Consider the following 14,209-nt stretch of genomic DNA (forward strand, 5'->3'; position numbering starts at 1 on the left):
CCTACTCCACCGCGATCGGGAAACCCGCCGCCTCCCACGCCAGCATGCCGCCGCGCAGCGTGTACACTTCGGGGTGCCCCAGGTCCTGCATGATGCCCGCGCCCAGCAGGCTGCGACGGCCGAGGCGGCTGACGAAGACCAGCGCGCGGTCGCGCGGCAGGAAGGCGCCTTCGGTCGCCAGCAGGCGCAGCGGCACGTTGCGGGCCTGGGGGATGTGCCAGTTGCGGAACTCGCCGGGCTCGCCCACGTCGATCACGAGGGCGCCGCCTTCCGGCCTGTCCAGGCGTGCCCGCAGGTCGCTGGGCGACAGTTCGGCCGGCGCTCGCTCCGGCAGGTGCTCGTAGTCGGGCAACCGCGCCCCCTGCGGGTCCTTGGGAATGGCCTGGCACTCGCCGAACACGCGTTCGGGGCACTCGTACACACAGTAGCCCGGGTTCAGCACCTTGTGGAACAGGTGGCTGATGGCGTTCTCCTCGTCCAGCATGTTGCCGGCGCCCAGGACGGCGTTGAAGCCGGACAGCGCGCTCATGCGCCGCACGTCGGGCCGCACGCCCTCCAGGAACATGTCGCCGCCGCGCCGCCGGTACAGGCGCAGGATCGACTCGAGCATGTGGAGGCCGCTCACGTCGCAGTGGTCGACCATGTGCATCCGCAACAGCAGGTACTTCTGCTGTGGATTCGCCTCGAGATTGGCGCGGATGGCGTCTTCGACGTGGTTGACGGCGCCGAAGTAGAGCGGCCCCTCGATCTCGATCACGCCCAGCTGCGGGCACGACGGCTGGCCCTCCACGCGCACGAAATGCCGGAAGTTCTCGTCCGGCACCACCGCGTGCACGCCCGGCGTCGACGTCTTCAGCAGGAAGCGGCCGAAACTGACCAGCACGCCGGCCAGGATCGCGAACTGCAGCGGCATCGTCAGCGCCGAGACGAACGTCGCCACCATGATCGAGGTGTCGCCGCGGCTGGTGCGGATCACGCGCGCCATCTCGCGCCGGTCAATGAGCGAGCCCGCCGTCAGGATGAGGATGCCGGCCAGCGCCGCGCGCGGCAGGTAGGCGGCCAGCGGCGCCCCCGCCAGCACGATCAGCAGCAGCCAGAGGCCGCTGCTGGCCGCGGCGATCGGCGTGCGCCCGCCCGCCTCGCGGTTCGTGGCCGAACGCAGCCAGGAACCGGTGCAGGCAAATCCCGTGAACATGCCGGCGGCCACGCTGGCCAGGCCCTGGCCCACGAACTCCTGGTTCACGTCGAGCCGGTCGCCGTCGCGCGCGGCGATCGCGCGCGCCATCGAGATCGACTCGACCAGGCCGATGGCCGCCACCGCCACCGCGCCCGGGGCCAGCCGCCAGATGAGGGCCATGTCGAGCACCGGCAGGTGCGCCAGCGGCGGCAGCGAGCGCGGGATGGCGCCCAGCACCTGCACGCCGTGGCTGTCGAGGTCGAGCAGCGCCGTCGCCACGCCGGCCGCGGCCATGGCCACGAAGGCGCCCGGCATGCGCGGGCCGCCACGCTTGAACAACAGGGCCACGAGGAAGGCGCCGAGGGCCAGCGCTACGCTCGGCCAGTGCACGAACTCGATGCGCAGCAGGATCATTCTCACGGTCAGGCCCAGCTCCGGCACGCTGGGGATCTCGAGCCGCAGCACGTGGCGCATCTCGTTGATCATGATCAGCACGCCGGCGCCGGCCGTGAACCCGACGATGACGCTGTCGGCCACGAAGTGCACCAGCACGCCCAGGCGCAGCAGGCCCATCGTCAGCCGCAGCAATCCCACCATCACCGCCAGGTAGCCGGCCGCGCGTACGTAGTCCTCGGTGCCGGGCGCCGCGGCGATCAATAGCGTGGCGAAGATGAGCATGCTGCTGGTGTTGGTCGGGCCGGTCTGCAGCAGGCGCGAACTGCCCCACAGCGCACCGACGATGGCCGCCACGACGCCGGTGTACAAGCCCATCTGCGGCGGCAGTTCGGCCAGTGTGGCGAAGGCGATGGCCTGCGGCAGCAGCACCACGGCCACGGCCAGGCCGGCCGCGAGGTCGGGCTTCAGGTTCGCGGCGCGGTCATAGCCGCGCAGCACGGCGGCAGGCCGCGCAAAGAACACCGACTCGCCGGCCAGCCACCGGCGCGCAGGTTCGAGTCGGGCTGCCAGGCGCGCGTTCAACGCAGGCGGTGCTCCGTGGCCATGAAGCGGCGGGTGCCGGTCTCGTAGCGCAGGACGAGTGATTGCGTCTCGGCCGTATCGCCGAACAGGCGCACGCCCGCGAGCATGGCGCTCTCGGTCACGCCCGTGGCCGAGAAGAACACCTCGTCTCCCTTGATCAGGTCATCGGTCGTCAGGACGCGGGCCAGGTCCATCCCGGCGTCGAGGCAGGCCTGCTTCTCGGCCGCGTCATTCGGTTCCACGCGCGCGAGCATGGCCCCGCCCAGCGCCTTCACCGCGCACGCGGCCAGCAGGCCTTCGGCAGCGCCGCCCACGCCCAGCATCAGGTCGATGCCGGCGCGCGCGTCGGCCGCCAGCAGCGAGCCGCCCACGTCGCCGCCGCCGCGCAGCACCACGCGGGCGCCGGCCTTGCGCACATCGGCGATCAACGAGTCGTGCCGCGGCCGGTTCACGATGAACACGGCCAGGTCGCGGATGTCCTTGCCCTTGGCGCGCGCCACGGCCGCCAGCGTCCAGCCGATGGGGGCATCGAGCGCCTCGGGCCCGATCGCGCCGGCCACCGTGCGGTCGACCACCAGCTTGTACATGTAGACGGCCGGACCGGGACGCCACATCGCCCCGCGCGGGGCCAGCGCCGCGGCTGCCAGCGCACCGGGCTTGCCCTTGGCCACCAGCGTGGCGCCGTCGATGGCGTTCACCTCGACGTCCAGCTCCGGCCCTTCGCCCGTGCCCACGTCCATCCCGCTGTCGAGCGGCGAGGTGGCGCGCAGGCGTCCCTCCTCGCCGCTGACGATGCGCCCGCGCATGGGCAGCAGGTTCAGCGAGCGCGCCATGGCGTCCTGCGCGGCCTGGTCGGCGGCATCGCGATCGCCGCGCCCCATCCAGCGCGAGGCGGCCAGCGCCGCCGATTCGGTCACGCGCACCAGCCCCAGGCCGGGGTGATGCGGCGGTTCGCGGTCGCCCCACTGGGGCTCGTGGTTGTAAAGGCTCATCGCGGCACGCTCCGGGGCTGGGGGACCTGTCGCCATGATATCGCCCGCGCGCGGCGAACGTGAGGGGAAATCGGCCCTGCCTGCAAGTCCGAAAACGGCGAGCCGCCCTGCCGCCGACCTGATATCGTGGGGCCCATGGAACTGGACGACGACATCTGCTACCGCGCCGTGCTCGCCCGCGACCCCCGTTTCGACGGCCGCTTCTTCACCGCCGTGCGCACCACGGGCATCTACTGCCGCCCGGTCTGCCCCGCGGTGACGCCGCGCCGCCGCAACGTCACGTTCTACGCCTGCGCCGCCGCGGCCGAGCAGGCCGGCTTCCGCCCCTGCAAGCGCTGCCGCCCCGAGGCGTCGCCGGGCACGCCCGCCTGGCTGGGCACCTCGGCCACCATCTCGCGCATGCTGCGCTGCATCGCCGAGGGCGCGCTCGACGACGGCTCGGTCGCCGACCTGGCCGCCCGCCTCGGCCTCGGTCCCCGCCAGTTGACAAGGCTCTGCGAACGTCACCTGGGCACGACACCCGTACGCCTGGCGCAGACCCGCCGCGTGCACTTCGCGCGCGCCCTGATCGAACAGTCGGCCCTGCCCCTGTCGCAGGTGGCGCTGGCCGCGGGCTTCGGCTCGCTGCGCCGTTTCAACGCGCTGATGAAGGCGACCTACGGCTGCGCGCCGGGCGACTTGCGCCGGCGCAGTTCAGCGAACCCTGACGCGCACTTCGCAGCCGCCCCGACCACCCCGCTGGCCACGCTGACCTGCCGCCTGGCCTATCGCCCGCCCTACGACTGGCCGCAGCTGGCGCGCTTCCTGCGGGGTCGCGCCATCCCGGGCGTCGAGCACGCCACGGATGACTCATACACGCGCACGCTGGCGCTGCCCGAAGGCGGCGCAGGTTTCCTGACCGTCACGCCCGGCAGCGGCCACTGGCTGGACCTGCGCCTGGAGCTGCCCGAGCTGGGCGGGGCCATTGCGCTGGTGGCGCGGGCGCGGCGCATGTTCGACTGCGGCGCCGACCCGGCGGCCATCAACGCGCACCTGGCGCGCGATGCGGCACTGAAGCCGCTCGTGCGCAAGCGGCCGGGCCTGCGGCTGCCGTCGGCGTTCGATCCGTTCGAGCTGGCGGTCCGGGCCATCGTCGGGCAGCAGGTGTCGGTGGCCGCGGCGACAACGGTGACCGGGCGCGTGGCCGCGCGCTGCGGCACGCCGCTCGCGGAGCCGCGCGCCGGGCTCACGCACCTGTTCCCGGCGCCGGCCGCGCTGGCGTGCGCGAATCTTGACGGCCTCGGCCTGACGACGCGGCGCGCCGACACGCTGCGCGGCTTCGCGCAGGCGGTGACGGCCGGCGACCTGCTGCTCGACACCCCGCGCGGGCCCGACGCATTCGCCGCGCGCATGATGGCGCTGCCGGGCATCGGGCCCTGGACGGCACAGTACGTGGCGCTGCGCGCGTTCGGCGAGCCCGACGCGTTCCCGGTCGGCGACCTCGGCCTGGAGCGCGCACTGCCCGGCGTGGACCTGGCGCAGCGCAGCCTCGACTGGAGCCCGTGGCGCGGCTACGCGGCGCTGCACCTGTGGGCCGGGCCGGGCGACTGAATGACGGCACGCCCCCGCAAAGGAGTGACGACAATGGCCATCATCTACACGACCACATACAAGTCACCGCTCGGCAAGCTCGAGCTCGAGAGTGACGGCAGGTCCCTGACGCGGGTGCGCCTCCCGGGCGAGCCGAAGCTGCCACCGCACGGCGCCGGCGCCGGCGCCGACATCCAGTTCGTGCGCGACCCGAAGCCGTTCGCCGCCATCATCGCGCAGCTCGACGAGTACTTCGCGGGCACGCGGCGCAGGTTCGACCTGCCGCTGGCCCCGCGCGGCACGCCGTTCCAGCTGAAGGTGTGGCGCGAGCTGCGGAAGATTCCCTACGGGAAGACGATCACCTACGCCGTGCTGGCCCATCGCGCCGGCAACGATGCGGCCTGCCGCGCCGTGGGCGCCGCGAACGGGCGCAATCCGCTGCCCATCGTGGTGCCCTGCCATCGCGTGATCGGCAGCGATGGCTCGCTGACCGGGTTCGGGGGCGGCATCGCCGCCAAGCGCAGGCTGCTGGAGCTGGAGGGCGCGGACCTCGGCTGAGGCGGCGGCCCCTCAGCGGCATGAGCCTCATCCCCCCGCCGGCGGCTCCTCGCCCTCGGCGTGCTCGGTCTTCGCCGTGGTCACGCCGTACTGCGCCGCCCAGTCGGCGGTGTGCACGCGGTACCAGGTGCCGCCCGGCACGCGCAGCACCTGGCCCGGGATCATGGTGGCCACCTGCGGGGCGCCGTTCACGAGCAGCGTGATCTCGGCGCGCCCCGACAGCTGGTGCATGAGGGCGTCGCCGCCCGTGTGCCGCGTCCAGGGGCCGGTGCCCTTGAAGTGGCCTATCCACAGCTGGCCCTCGTTGAACGGCGACGGGATCCAGAATTGCGACTTGCCGTCGTCGCTGGTCCAGTCGGGCGGGCTCTTGAGGGTCTCGACCAGGTCAAGCGCGCGCACAGTCGCTCCTTCGGCCGGTTCAGTCGTTCACGGGCTGCCGGCCCAGTGTGGCCCGCAGCACGAAGTAGCCCAGCACGCCCGAGATCAGCGTGCCGAGCAGGATGCCGATCCGCTCGAGGCCGAGATATGCCGCATCGCCGCCCTGCTCAAAGGCCAGCGAGGCGATGAACAGGCTCATCGTGAAGCCGATGCCGCACAGCAGCGCCACGCCGTAGAGCTGGCGCCAGTTCACGCCGTCGGGCAGCGTGGCCAGGCGTAACCGCGTCGCCAGCCAGCACAGCGCCATGATCCCGGCCTGCTTGCCCAGGAACAGGCCGCTCACGATGCCCAGCGGCACCGGGTGCAGCGCATCGGCCGGCGAAAGCCCGGCCAGCGAGACGCCCGCGTTGGCGAACGCGAAGATCGGCAGCACGCCGAAGGCCACCCACGGATGCAGCGAGTGCTCGAGGTCGCGCAGCAGCGATGCGTGCGGCTTCGGCCGCAGCGGGATGAACATGGCCACCACGACACCCGTCAGGGTCGCATGCACGCCCGACTTCAGCACCGCCACCCACAGGGGGATGCCGACCAGGATGTAGGCGGCAGGGCGCATCACGCCGCGGCGATGGAGCACGAACAGGACGACGATGAGCGCCGCCGCAATCAGCAGCGATGTCATCGAGAGTTTCGCGGTGTAGAACAGCGCGATCACGATGATGGCGCCCAGGTCGTCGAAGATGGCGACGCTCAGCAGGAAGGCCTTCAGCGCCGTCGGCACGCGCGGGCCCAGGAGCGACAGCACGCCGAGGGCGAACGCGATGTCCGTCGCCGTCGGGATGGCCCAGCCCCTCAGGGCGCCGGGGTCGCCGCGGTTGAAGGCGACGTAGATGAGCGCAGGCGCCGCCATGCCGCCGATGGCGGCGAAGGCGGGCAGGCTCGCCCGCCGCAGGCTCGACAGGTGGCCCTCGACGATCTCGCGCTTCAGCTCCATGCCGACCAGGAAGAAGAACACGGCCATCAGGCCGTCGTTGATCCACAGCAGCAGGGGCTTGCCGACGCCGAAGTCGCCGAGCTTCACGACGAATGGCAGCTCGAGCAGGCGATTGTACCAGGGCGCGAGCGGGGAATTGGCGATGATCATGGCCAGGACGGCGGCGGCCATGAGCACCATGCCGCCGGCCGCTTCCAGGCGCAGGAAGTCGCGGAGCGGCTTCAGCAGCCCGCCGTCGGCGGATGCGTCTTGTTTCGGCACGGACATGTGTCGATCTCCAGGGAAGCGGCGTGAAGGAGCGGCCGGGCCCGCTCAGGCGACGAGCTTCGGGAACCGCTCCGGGTGATTCGTGATCACGGCGTCGACGCCCAGACCGGCGAAGTGTCGCATCGCGGCCGGCTCGTCCACCGTCCACACGTGCACCATCTTGTCGGCCGCCGCCGCGAACTCGCAGAAGGCCGCATCGACCAGCGACTGCTCGACGCTGAGCACGTCGACCTTCGCGCTGAACGACCAGCCCGGCAGTTCACCACTCCCGAAAATATAGCCGGCCACCTGGGCAGGCGCCCGCTGCTTCAGTTCGTCGATCAGGTCGGCGTCGAAGCTGGTCACGACGCAGTGCGCCGCGAAGTCGTGGAGGGCCACCTGGCGCAGCAGTTCGTCGAGCATGGCCTCGGAGCGGGCGTCGGGCTTCAGTTCCAGGTTCAGCATCAGCCTGCCGCGCGCCAGGTCCAGCACCTGCCCCAGCTCGGGCACGTGCTGGTCGCCCCACTCGGGGCCGAACCACGAGCCGGCGTCGAGGCTCGCCAGCTCGTGCATCGTCAGCGCGGCGACCGGGCCGCTGCCGTTGGTGGTGCGCTCACACGTGGCATCGTGGATCACGGCCAGGCGGCCGTCAGCCGTCAGGCGCAGGTCGATCTCGGCCATGTCGGCGCCCAGCTCGATCGCGCGCTCGAGTGCCCCCAGGGTGTTTTCCGGCGCCTGTCCCGACGCGCCCCTGTGGGCGCAGTTGTTGGTTCGCCCGCCCGGCAGTATCATGGGCCCCGCTTCCGCACGTTCACGGTTGAAACAACGGCCGCAGCGCCTCGGGCGAAGGCGGCCACGGATATCATGGGCGACACGACGCCGGCAAGATACACCTCACGCCCGCTGCCGGACTACCGCCATGTTCCCGGGCGCACCCCGCATCCGACCCGCGATCCGGCAGGCCATTCGTACGGCCGTCCGCCGGCGCCCGTGCCCGACCTCAACCAGGCCGATTGGCGCACCTGCGACGAGTACCTCTACGGCCTGGACCTGTTCAACGCGGGCTACTGGTGGGAGTGCCACGAGGTGCTGGAAAACCTCTGGCATGCCGCCGGGCTGGGGACCATGGCCGGGCACGCGTTGCAGGCCGTCATCCAGTGCGCCGCATCTCATTTGAAGGTCGAATGCGGGCAACCTGTTGGTGCTAAAAGACTTGTGGAGCATGCGGCGGCCCATGCGGAATGGGGCGGTGTCCTCGGTCTGGGGCTCGACCTGCGGGCCCTGGTGGCCGCCACGCGCGGGCACATCGGCACAGACGCACCGCCGGCCCTGCTGATTTTGTCTCCGGATGCGCGCGAATAGGGCGACAATCGCGAAGTTTTGTAGTATTGTCTGGAAAATCCCGTTGGTGCGATAGGTGGTCCCGCCGTTTCCCGCGGCGGACACCGGACCCGGAGCGGCGACCATGCGCGTGAATCGACCCGTGAATTGCCAACTGAAGCGCCTGCGAAGCGCCGCGCTGTGCCTGGCCGTGGGGCTGGCCGCGGCACTCGCCGTGACGCCGGCCGGCGCCAGCAACTATGTGGGCGATGTCATGGACGATTTCACGCTGCTCGACGTCAACGGTGTGCCCGTCTCGCTGTACGACTTCGCCGGCGACATCATCGTGATCAACTTCTTCGCGACCTGGTGCCCGGGCTGCAATGAAGAGGCGCAGAGCCTTGAGCACGACATCTGGCAGGCCTACCGTGAGGACGGCGTGACGGTGCTGTCGATCGACCTGCAGGAACAGCTGGCCGTGGTGCTGCCCTGGATCGCCAGCCAGGGCGTGACCTACCGCGTGCTGATGGCGCCCAACTGGAACGTGTTCTCGCGCTTCCCCTACGCCGGCGGCCTGCCCTACAACGCCATCATCGACCGCGACATGGTGTTGCGCTACGGCCACGTGTTCTACGAGCGCGACATCATCATCGGCATGCTCGACGAGCTGCTCGGGCGCGCGCCCGTGGCCACCGAGACCACTTCCTGGGGCTCGGTGCAGGCACTCTTCCGGTAGCGCATCCGGCCTCCGCTCCCGCCAGCCTGCGCGTGACTATCGGCACCGTTGTGCTACATTTGCGGCGTTCGCGTTCACCTCACCGATCCCCGCGGGAGCCCCATGACCAGCTTCAGCCTGCGTCGCGCCGTGTTCGGCGCCGTCATGCTCACCGGTGTCCTGCTGCTGGGTTGCGGTTGCAGTCGCGACGGCGCCAAGCCGGCCGGCAAGCCGCTGGCCTGGCTCGACGGTCGCGTGGTGCTGCCGGCCGACACGTTTGCCGGCGAAGGCCCGGTGGGTGCCGCGCTCGACACGACCGTCAACGGGCGCCGGCTGCCGCTGGCGCAGGTGCCGGTGCAGGGATTCAGTTCGCTGCTGCGCGACGGCGAGGAACTCATCGCCCTGCAGGACAACGGCCTCGGCACGCTGGCGAACAGCGCCGACAGCCCGCTGCGCTGGTACCGGCTGCGGCCCGATTGGGTCACGGGCGCGGTCACCGTCACCGGGACCGTCGAATTGAGCGACCCCGACCGGCTGCTGCCCTTCCCCCTGGCCGGCGACAAGCGGCTGCACGAGGGCCGCCGCCTGTCCGGCGCCGACCTGGACCCCGAGGCCATGGTGGCGATGGACGACGGCACCTTCTGGATCGCCGACGAGTTCGGACCTTCGCTGGTGCCGGTCGACGCGCGCGGCGTGGTGCTCGACAAGCCGGCGCTGGTGCCCATGCCGGTGGCAATGCGCGCGTTCGCGCGCGGCTCGCCGTACCTGCGCACGCCCGACCATCCCGACTTCCGCGCGCTGCGCAACGACGCCTCGCGGCGCGACCTGGCGAACCTGCCGCGCAGCGGCGGCATCGAGGGGCTGGCGCGCTCGGCCGCCGGCGACAGGCTTTACGCCGTCATCGAGAAGGGCCTGCTCGACGATCCGGACGGCACGCGGCGCCTGCTGCTGGAGTTCGACCCGGCGCGGCGCAACTTCACGGACCAGTGCTGGTTCTACCGCGCCTCGGCGGCGAACGTCTCGCTTTCATCGCTGGACAGCGACGGCACCGGCGGCCTGCTGGTGCTCGAGCGCGACCCGGGCGAAGGGCGCCAGGCGCTCATCAAGCGCGTGTATCGCGTGGTGCCGGGCCAACTGGACGAGACGGGCTACCTGGTCAAGACGCTGGTCTGCGACCTGCTCTCGATCGACGACGAACGCGGCGTTACCGATCACGAGCGCGGCGCGATCGGCCTGGGCCGCAACTTCACGCTGCCCTTCGTCACGCCCGAGTGCGTGCTGCTGCTGGACTCGTCCACCCTGCTCGTCGCCAACGACAACAACTACCCGTTCAGCGCCGGCCGCCGCGCCGGCAAGCCCGACGATAACGAGATCGTGCGACTGCACCTGCTGACACCCCTGCAGACAGCGGGAGCGGCCGCTGTCGCGACCGCTCCCGCAGGTTCCCCTGAGGCCGCGCCTCAATAGGGCTTCGAGATCACTTCGCCGACCGAGGGATCCGAGTCGCTGGGCTTGATCTTCACCTCGGGGTTCGGCACGGCCGCGTCGAAGACCGGCTGTACCGCGACGCCGTAGGCCACCAGAACGCCGTCCTTCCAGGCGCCCGTGACGACCGCAGTCCGCCCTTCCTCGAGCACGCTCAGCGGCACGCCCTGCTCCGTCATCACGCAGTCTTCGCGCAGGGACAGCTCGGCGCCGTCAAGCTTCCAACCGGAGAACGCACCCCGGCGGAGGACACCCTGGGCGAAGGTCATCTCCGGATAGCGGTCGAACCGCCGCGAATCACGTGATCCTTCGGGCATCTCGATGCGTGTGATGGGCGCCTTGCCGGCGCTCCGGTCCTTCTTCCTGAACACGCCGCCCTGGGCCTCGTGTCCCGGCGCGGTCGCCAGGATCAATGCGAGGAGGACGACCGGTGCGATGGTGCGTTTCATGACTCCGCCTTTCGCCTGGCGCGACCAGCGGCCGCGCCCGCCGTCGAATTACTGGACCTGGGCCGGTTCCGGCGCCGTGACGTGATCGTAGTTCTCCTGCCACGAGCGCACGTTCATCCGCTCGATGGGCGCCGCGATGGGCGCGATCGTGATGCTGGCGTCGCTGGACTGCACCACGACGGTGCCCGAAGCCAGGTCCACCACCGGGTGCGATGCCACGCCGCCGCCCAGCTCGGTCTCGCGGTCCGACGGCGATTCCTGGTCCTCGGTCTGGCCGCCGTCGTCGTACTTCATCTGGTACAGGTAGGACGTGCCGCCGGCCACGCAGGTCTCCTCGGCCGGCGCGAACGCGGTGAAGATCACGGTCTTGGCGACGACGACCGCCTGTTCCACCACGCGCAGGCCGTCGGCCGAGCGCAGCGAGTAGTACCACCCGTCGGCGCCGCCCATGTCGTGGACCGTCGAGGTCTGGTTCACCAGGTCGCTCTTGTTCACCGTGGAGCGGTCGTGGCGATCGATCACGCACAGGAAATCGTTCAGGTTCGTCGTGCGCAGGTCATCCGGCGTCAGGTAGGCGCCGGTGCCGACGTAGACATAGACCGTGCCATTGAGACCGTACGCCGTCGTCACGTCAGCCGTGATCTCCTGCGTGCCGTTGTAGAGCTCCGTGTGCGACCAGGAGTCGGGGTCGGCCGAACCATTCGTTTCGAAGCGATGGATCTCGCCCAGCATGTCGGCCACATAGACCAGGTCCGTGCTGTCATCCAGGTCCAGGTCGATCGCCGCGGGGCGGCTGGCCTTGTTCCGTGGCGCCGCGGGGTTCGAGCTCAAGAGGACCGAACCCAGGAGTTCGCCGTCCTCCACCGCGTACCCGTACATCGACGCCGCGCACGTAGTGCTGTCCAGGCCGCTGCTGACCAGGGCCACGGCTTCGCCGCCGATCGAGGTGATCTCGACATCCGAATTGAAGCGCATGCCGTCCGGCAGGCGCGTCTGCCACAGGAACTCGGGGCTCAGCGGACGCGTCACGTCCAGCGCGAAGATGCTGTCGCCGCCCTCGCGCCCGCCCGACAGAAGCACCGTCCTCCAGGTGCCGTTCAGCATCACGTCGCCGACGCTGACGGTCTGGTCCAGCGAATACTTGTGGCAGTAGTTGCTGTCAGCCATGATCTCGAAGGCCGGCAGGGCGAACTCCGGCACGAAGGCCCACTCCTCGCGCCCGCTGGCCGCGTCGAACGCATGCAGCATACCGTCGTTGGCGCCCACATAGACCATGCGCTGACGGGCCTCGTAGGTTTCGTAGAACTCGAGATAGCTCTCCGACATCACGAAGTCCGCCGGCGGTCCCACCACCACGGGCGTGGAGTGGACGATGGGGCCCAGGATCCAGCCGTCGCGGCTGCGGAGCCCGGTTACGACCTCACCGCGGCCCCAGTTGATCAGGTCGGCCGCGACCACGTCATCGGCGGCGCCGAGCGCCGACGCCAGGTTCGAGGCGTTGCCGGCCGTGAAATCGAACTCGTGATCGCTGACCACGGTGAAGATCGACCGGTCGCCCGGCGACCTCGCCGCAAGCAACTGACCAGCCTCCCACAGCGGAGCGTCGCCGTCCGCGTAGGGCAGTTCGTAGCATTCCAGGTAGCCGGTCCAGTCCACGGGCATGAACTTGCCGCGGTACAGCTTGTCGTCGGTGCCGCGCTCGGTCGAAACGACGGCCACGGCCGAACCCGAGGAGATGCGCCGCATGATGTCCTGGAGCGCGAACTCGATGCTCAGGAACAGGTCCACCGCGTTCGTCGCCGAGAAGTACAGGCCATGGCCGTCCGTCGCGGTCTCCGACAGCAGCGCGCCGTCGACGTTGAACCCGATCGTGTAGGTGTTGACCGTCTGCACGCCTTCCATGTCGGTGCGCAGGTCGGTGTTGGCCATGTAGTAGGCGATGTCGTCGATGTAGTCCGTGCAGTCGTACGAGTCCGGGTACGGAGCGCCCAGGGTCGTACAGGTGGTCGGATCATCCGTATCGCCGTCGGCGTTGCGCAGGTAGTTGCTCACGTCGAGGTCCATGGTCGGCAGACCGTCGGTGACCACCAGCACGAAGTTCGTCTGGCACGGACTGGTGATGGGCGCACGGTCATCGGTCCGCTTGAAGTAGTCGAGGATGTCCTCCATGGTCTCACCCAGCGGCGTCCAGGCGTCGGCCCGGATACCCGCGATGCGCGAGGTCAGCGTCGCCGCATCAGCGCCGCAATCGGCCACGATGGTGCCGCCGCTGCCGCCGTTGAAGACGGTCAGTCCGAAATCAAGGCCTGAGGACCGATTGACGATCTGCGTCAGCACGTTCTGCAGGGCCATGATGCGCGTGACGAGCGGAATCGTCGTCCTCTGCGCCACGGTCGCGTGGAAGAACAGCCAGTTCAGGTAGTTGCCGCTATAGTCGGCCGACTCGCCGTTGGCGGAGGTGACCAGGTACACGCTGGGCGTGCTGGGCCAGTACTTGTTGAAGCTTCGCGGCGTCTTGTTGCCCGAGGTACTCACCGAATAGGTCGAGGTGCGGGTGAAGTTGCCGCTCCAGGCCGTACTCGCGTTGTACGCCGTGCTGTAGACGATCTCGTTCATCGATCCCGAGTTGTCCGCCAGGATCATCACCGAGGCGCCGGCCGATCCCTGTTGCACGAACAGCGGAACCTCGCAGGTCTGCGCCGGGGCGAGCGCCGGCAGCAGCATCATGAACGAAGCCAGCAGGAGTACCGCCGGTGCGTTCGGGTGACTGTCGTTCGCCTTCATGATCGCTTCCTTTGCCGGCGCACCGGACTTGTTCATTTCCCCCGGACGATTTCCCTCACTCCGAAACACTCTTCCCTGCGCAGGGACACCGGCCATCGACTACCGGTAGCCCTTCTTGTACAGTCGCGCGACAACGACGGCGACGCCGCTCTGGCCGGAACGACCGGCCTCTCCCAGCGCGGCGATGCGGTAGTCGTAGTCGAAATAGTCATCGCCCCATCCGGGTCGGATCTCCCGACCGTCGAACGCGGCGTCGAAACTGTAGGTCTGGGTTCCTTCGATCGCGGTTTCATCCACGCTGTGGGTTCGCATGGGCGGCGACTCCGAGTTGCGGATGAAGTTGATGCCCGCCTCGCTGCCGGCGTCGGCCGCGAACACCGAGCGCACGTGCAGCGCCTCGGCAACGGTCGTCTTCTTCTCTGACGAGGCCAGCCACGTTGCGCCGACAGCCAGAACGCTCAGCACCAGCACCACCAGCAGGGCGGTGACCATGGCAAAGCCCTCGCGGTCGACGCGCACGGTTCCGGCGCTCCGGCTCTGGGTATCGGTGGTCATCTGGTTCTTCAT

General features: G+C 69.9%; 13 protein-coding genes. 5 read left to right on the forward strand and 8 right to left on the reverse strand.

All coding sequences use genetic code 11. The features are described 5' to 3' along the window. Nucleotide 1: 1 nt before the first annotated feature. Together IPG61_07985 and glpX are read right to left on the reverse strand one after the other, a co-directional pair. Nucleotides 2-2,110: an STAS domain-containing protein gene (locus IPG61_07985; GenBank protein MBK6734018.1), complete on the reverse strand. Its 2,109-nt coding sequence runs from the start codon at nucleotides 2,108-2,110 to the stop codon at nucleotides 2-4. 41 nt (nucleotides 2,111-2,151) lie between these two features. Beyond that, nucleotides 2,152-3,147, reverse strand: a complete 996-nt coding sequence (gene glpX, locus IPG61_07990) for a class II fructose-bisphosphatase (GenBank protein MBK6734019.1) — start codon at nucleotides 3,145-3,147, stop codon at nucleotides 2,152-2,154. Nucleotides 3,148-3,282: 135 nt separating this feature from the next. Here glpX and IPG61_07995 point away from each other — a divergent pair, with 135 nt between their 5' ends. Together IPG61_07995 and IPG61_08000 are read left to right on the forward strand one after the other, a co-directional pair. Continuing rightward, nucleotides 3,283-4,737, forward strand: coding sequence for a DNA-3-methyladenine glycosylase 2 family protein (locus tag IPG61_07995; GenBank protein MBK6734020.1), 1,455 nt, complete (start codon nucleotides 3,283-3,285; stop codon nucleotides 4,735-4,737). A gap of 33 nt (nucleotides 4,738-4,770) precedes the next feature. Continuing rightward, complete coding sequence (locus IPG61_08000) at nucleotides 4,771-5,274, forward strand: methylated-DNA--[protein]-cysteine S-methyltransferase (protein ID MBK6734021.1); 504 nt, start codon at nucleotides 4,771-4,773, stop codon at nucleotides 5,272-5,274. Nucleotides 5,275-5,301: 27 nt separating this feature from the next. Here the strand turns inward: IPG61_08000 and IPG61_08005 are convergent, their stop codons facing one another. The 3 genes from IPG61_08005 to IPG61_08015 are packed head-to-tail and all read right to left on the reverse strand — an operon-like array spanning nucleotide 5,302 to nucleotide 7,681. Then, nucleotides 5,302-5,673: a hypothetical protein gene (locus IPG61_08005; protein MBK6734022.1), complete on the reverse strand. Its 372-nt coding sequence runs from the start codon at nucleotides 5,671-5,673 to the stop codon at nucleotides 5,302-5,304. A gap of 19 nt (nucleotides 5,674-5,692) precedes the next feature. Then, a complete protein-coding gene (gene nhaA / locus IPG61_08010) occupies nucleotides 5,693-6,910 on the reverse strand; it encodes a Na+/H+ antiporter NhaA (protein ID MBK6734023.1) in 1,218 nt (405 codons plus the stop codon). Between the two features lie 45 nt (nucleotides 6,911-6,955). Further along, the gene (locus IPG61_08015; GenBank protein ID MBK6734024.1) at nucleotides 6,956-7,681 is read right to left on the reverse strand and encodes a hypothetical protein; all 726 of its coding nucleotides are present in this window, start codon (nucleotides 7,679-7,681) and stop codon (nucleotides 6,956-6,958) included. Between the two features lie 72 nt (nucleotides 7,682-7,753). Between IPG61_08015 and IPG61_08020 the strand changes: the two genes are divergently transcribed. The 3 genes from IPG61_08020 (at nucleotide 7,754) to IPG61_08030 (ending at nucleotide 10,391) form a co-directional block, all read left to right on the forward strand. Further along, a complete protein-coding gene (locus IPG61_08020; GenBank protein ID MBK6734025.1) occupies nucleotides 7,754-8,251 on the forward strand; it encodes a DUF309 domain-containing protein in 498 nt (165 codons plus the stop codon). 121 nt (nucleotides 8,252-8,372) lie between these two features. Continuing rightward, nucleotides 8,373-8,945, forward strand: coding sequence for a TlpA family protein disulfide reductase (locus tag IPG61_08025; GenBank protein MBK6734026.1), 573 nt, complete (start codon nucleotides 8,373-8,375; stop codon nucleotides 8,943-8,945). Between the two features lie 102 nt (nucleotides 8,946-9,047). After that, complete coding sequence (locus IPG61_08030; protein MBK6734027.1) at nucleotides 9,048-10,391, forward strand: esterase-like activity of phytase family protein; 1,344 nt, start codon at nucleotides 9,048-9,050, stop codon at nucleotides 10,389-10,391. Here the strand turns inward: IPG61_08030 and IPG61_08035 are convergent. The 3 genes from IPG61_08035 to IPG61_08045 form a co-directional block, all read right to left on the reverse strand. After that, nucleotides 10,385-10,858 (reverse strand): hypothetical protein, encoded by a 474-nt coding sequence (locus IPG61_08035; GenBank protein MBK6734028.1) that lies wholly within the window; start codon nucleotides 10,856-10,858, stop codon nucleotides 10,385-10,387. The genes IPG61_08030 and IPG61_08035 overlap by 7 nt on opposite strands. A 48-nt stretch (nucleotides 10,859-10,906) precedes the next feature. Further along, on the reverse strand, nucleotides 10,907-13,642 hold the full coding sequence (locus tag IPG61_08040; GenBank protein ID MBK6734029.1) for a hypothetical protein: 2,736 nt from the start codon (nucleotides 13,640-13,642) through the stop codon (nucleotides 10,907-10,909). A gap of 99 nt (nucleotides 13,643-13,741) precedes the next feature. After that, on the reverse strand, nucleotides 13,742-14,209 hold the full coding sequence (locus IPG61_08045; GenBank protein MBK6734030.1) for a hypothetical protein: 468 nt from the start codon (nucleotides 14,207-14,209) through the stop codon (nucleotides 13,742-13,744).

This window comes from bacterium, assembly GCA_016703265.1.
Classification (GTDB): domain Bacteria; phylum Krumholzibacteriota; class Krumholzibacteriia; order LZORAL124-64-63; family LZORAL124-64-63; genus CAINDZ01.

Coding starts and splice junctions, on each gene's coding strand:
- IPG61_07995 (MBK6734020.1), top strand. CDS start 3,283: ATGGAACTGGACGACGACATCTGCTACCGCGCCGTGCTCGCCCGCGAC.
- IPG61_08045 (MBK6734030.1), bottom strand. CDS start 14,209: ATGAAGAACCAGATGACCACCGATACCCAGAGCCGGAGCGCCGGAACC.
- IPG61_08000 (MBK6734021.1), top strand. CDS start 4,771: ATGGCCATCATCTACACGACCACATACAAGTCACCGCTCGGCAAGCTC.
- IPG61_08035 (MBK6734028.1), bottom strand. CDS start 10,858: ATGAAACGCACCATCGCACCGGTCGTCCTCCTCGCATTGATCCTGGCG.
- IPG61_08020 (MBK6734025.1), top strand. CDS start 7,754: ATGGGCGACACGACGCCGGCAAGATACACCTCACGCCCGCTGCCGGAC.
- glpX (MBK6734019.1), bottom strand. CDS start 3,147: ATGAGCCTTTACAACCACGAGCCCCAGTGGGGCGACCGCGAACCGCCG.
- IPG61_08015 (MBK6734024.1), bottom strand. CDS start 7,681: ATGATACTGCCGGGCGGGCGAACCAACAACTGCGCCCACAGGGGCGCG.
- nhaA (MBK6734023.1), bottom strand. CDS start 6,910: ATGTCCGTGCCGAAACAAGACGCATCCGCCGACGGCGGGCTGCTGAAG.
- IPG61_08040 (MBK6734029.1), bottom strand. CDS start 13,642: ATGAAGGCGAACGACAGTCACCCGAACGCACCGGCGGTACTCCTGCTG.
- IPG61_08030 (MBK6734027.1), top strand. CDS start 9,048: ATGACCAGCTTCAGCCTGCGTCGCGCCGTGTTCGGCGCCGTCATGCTC.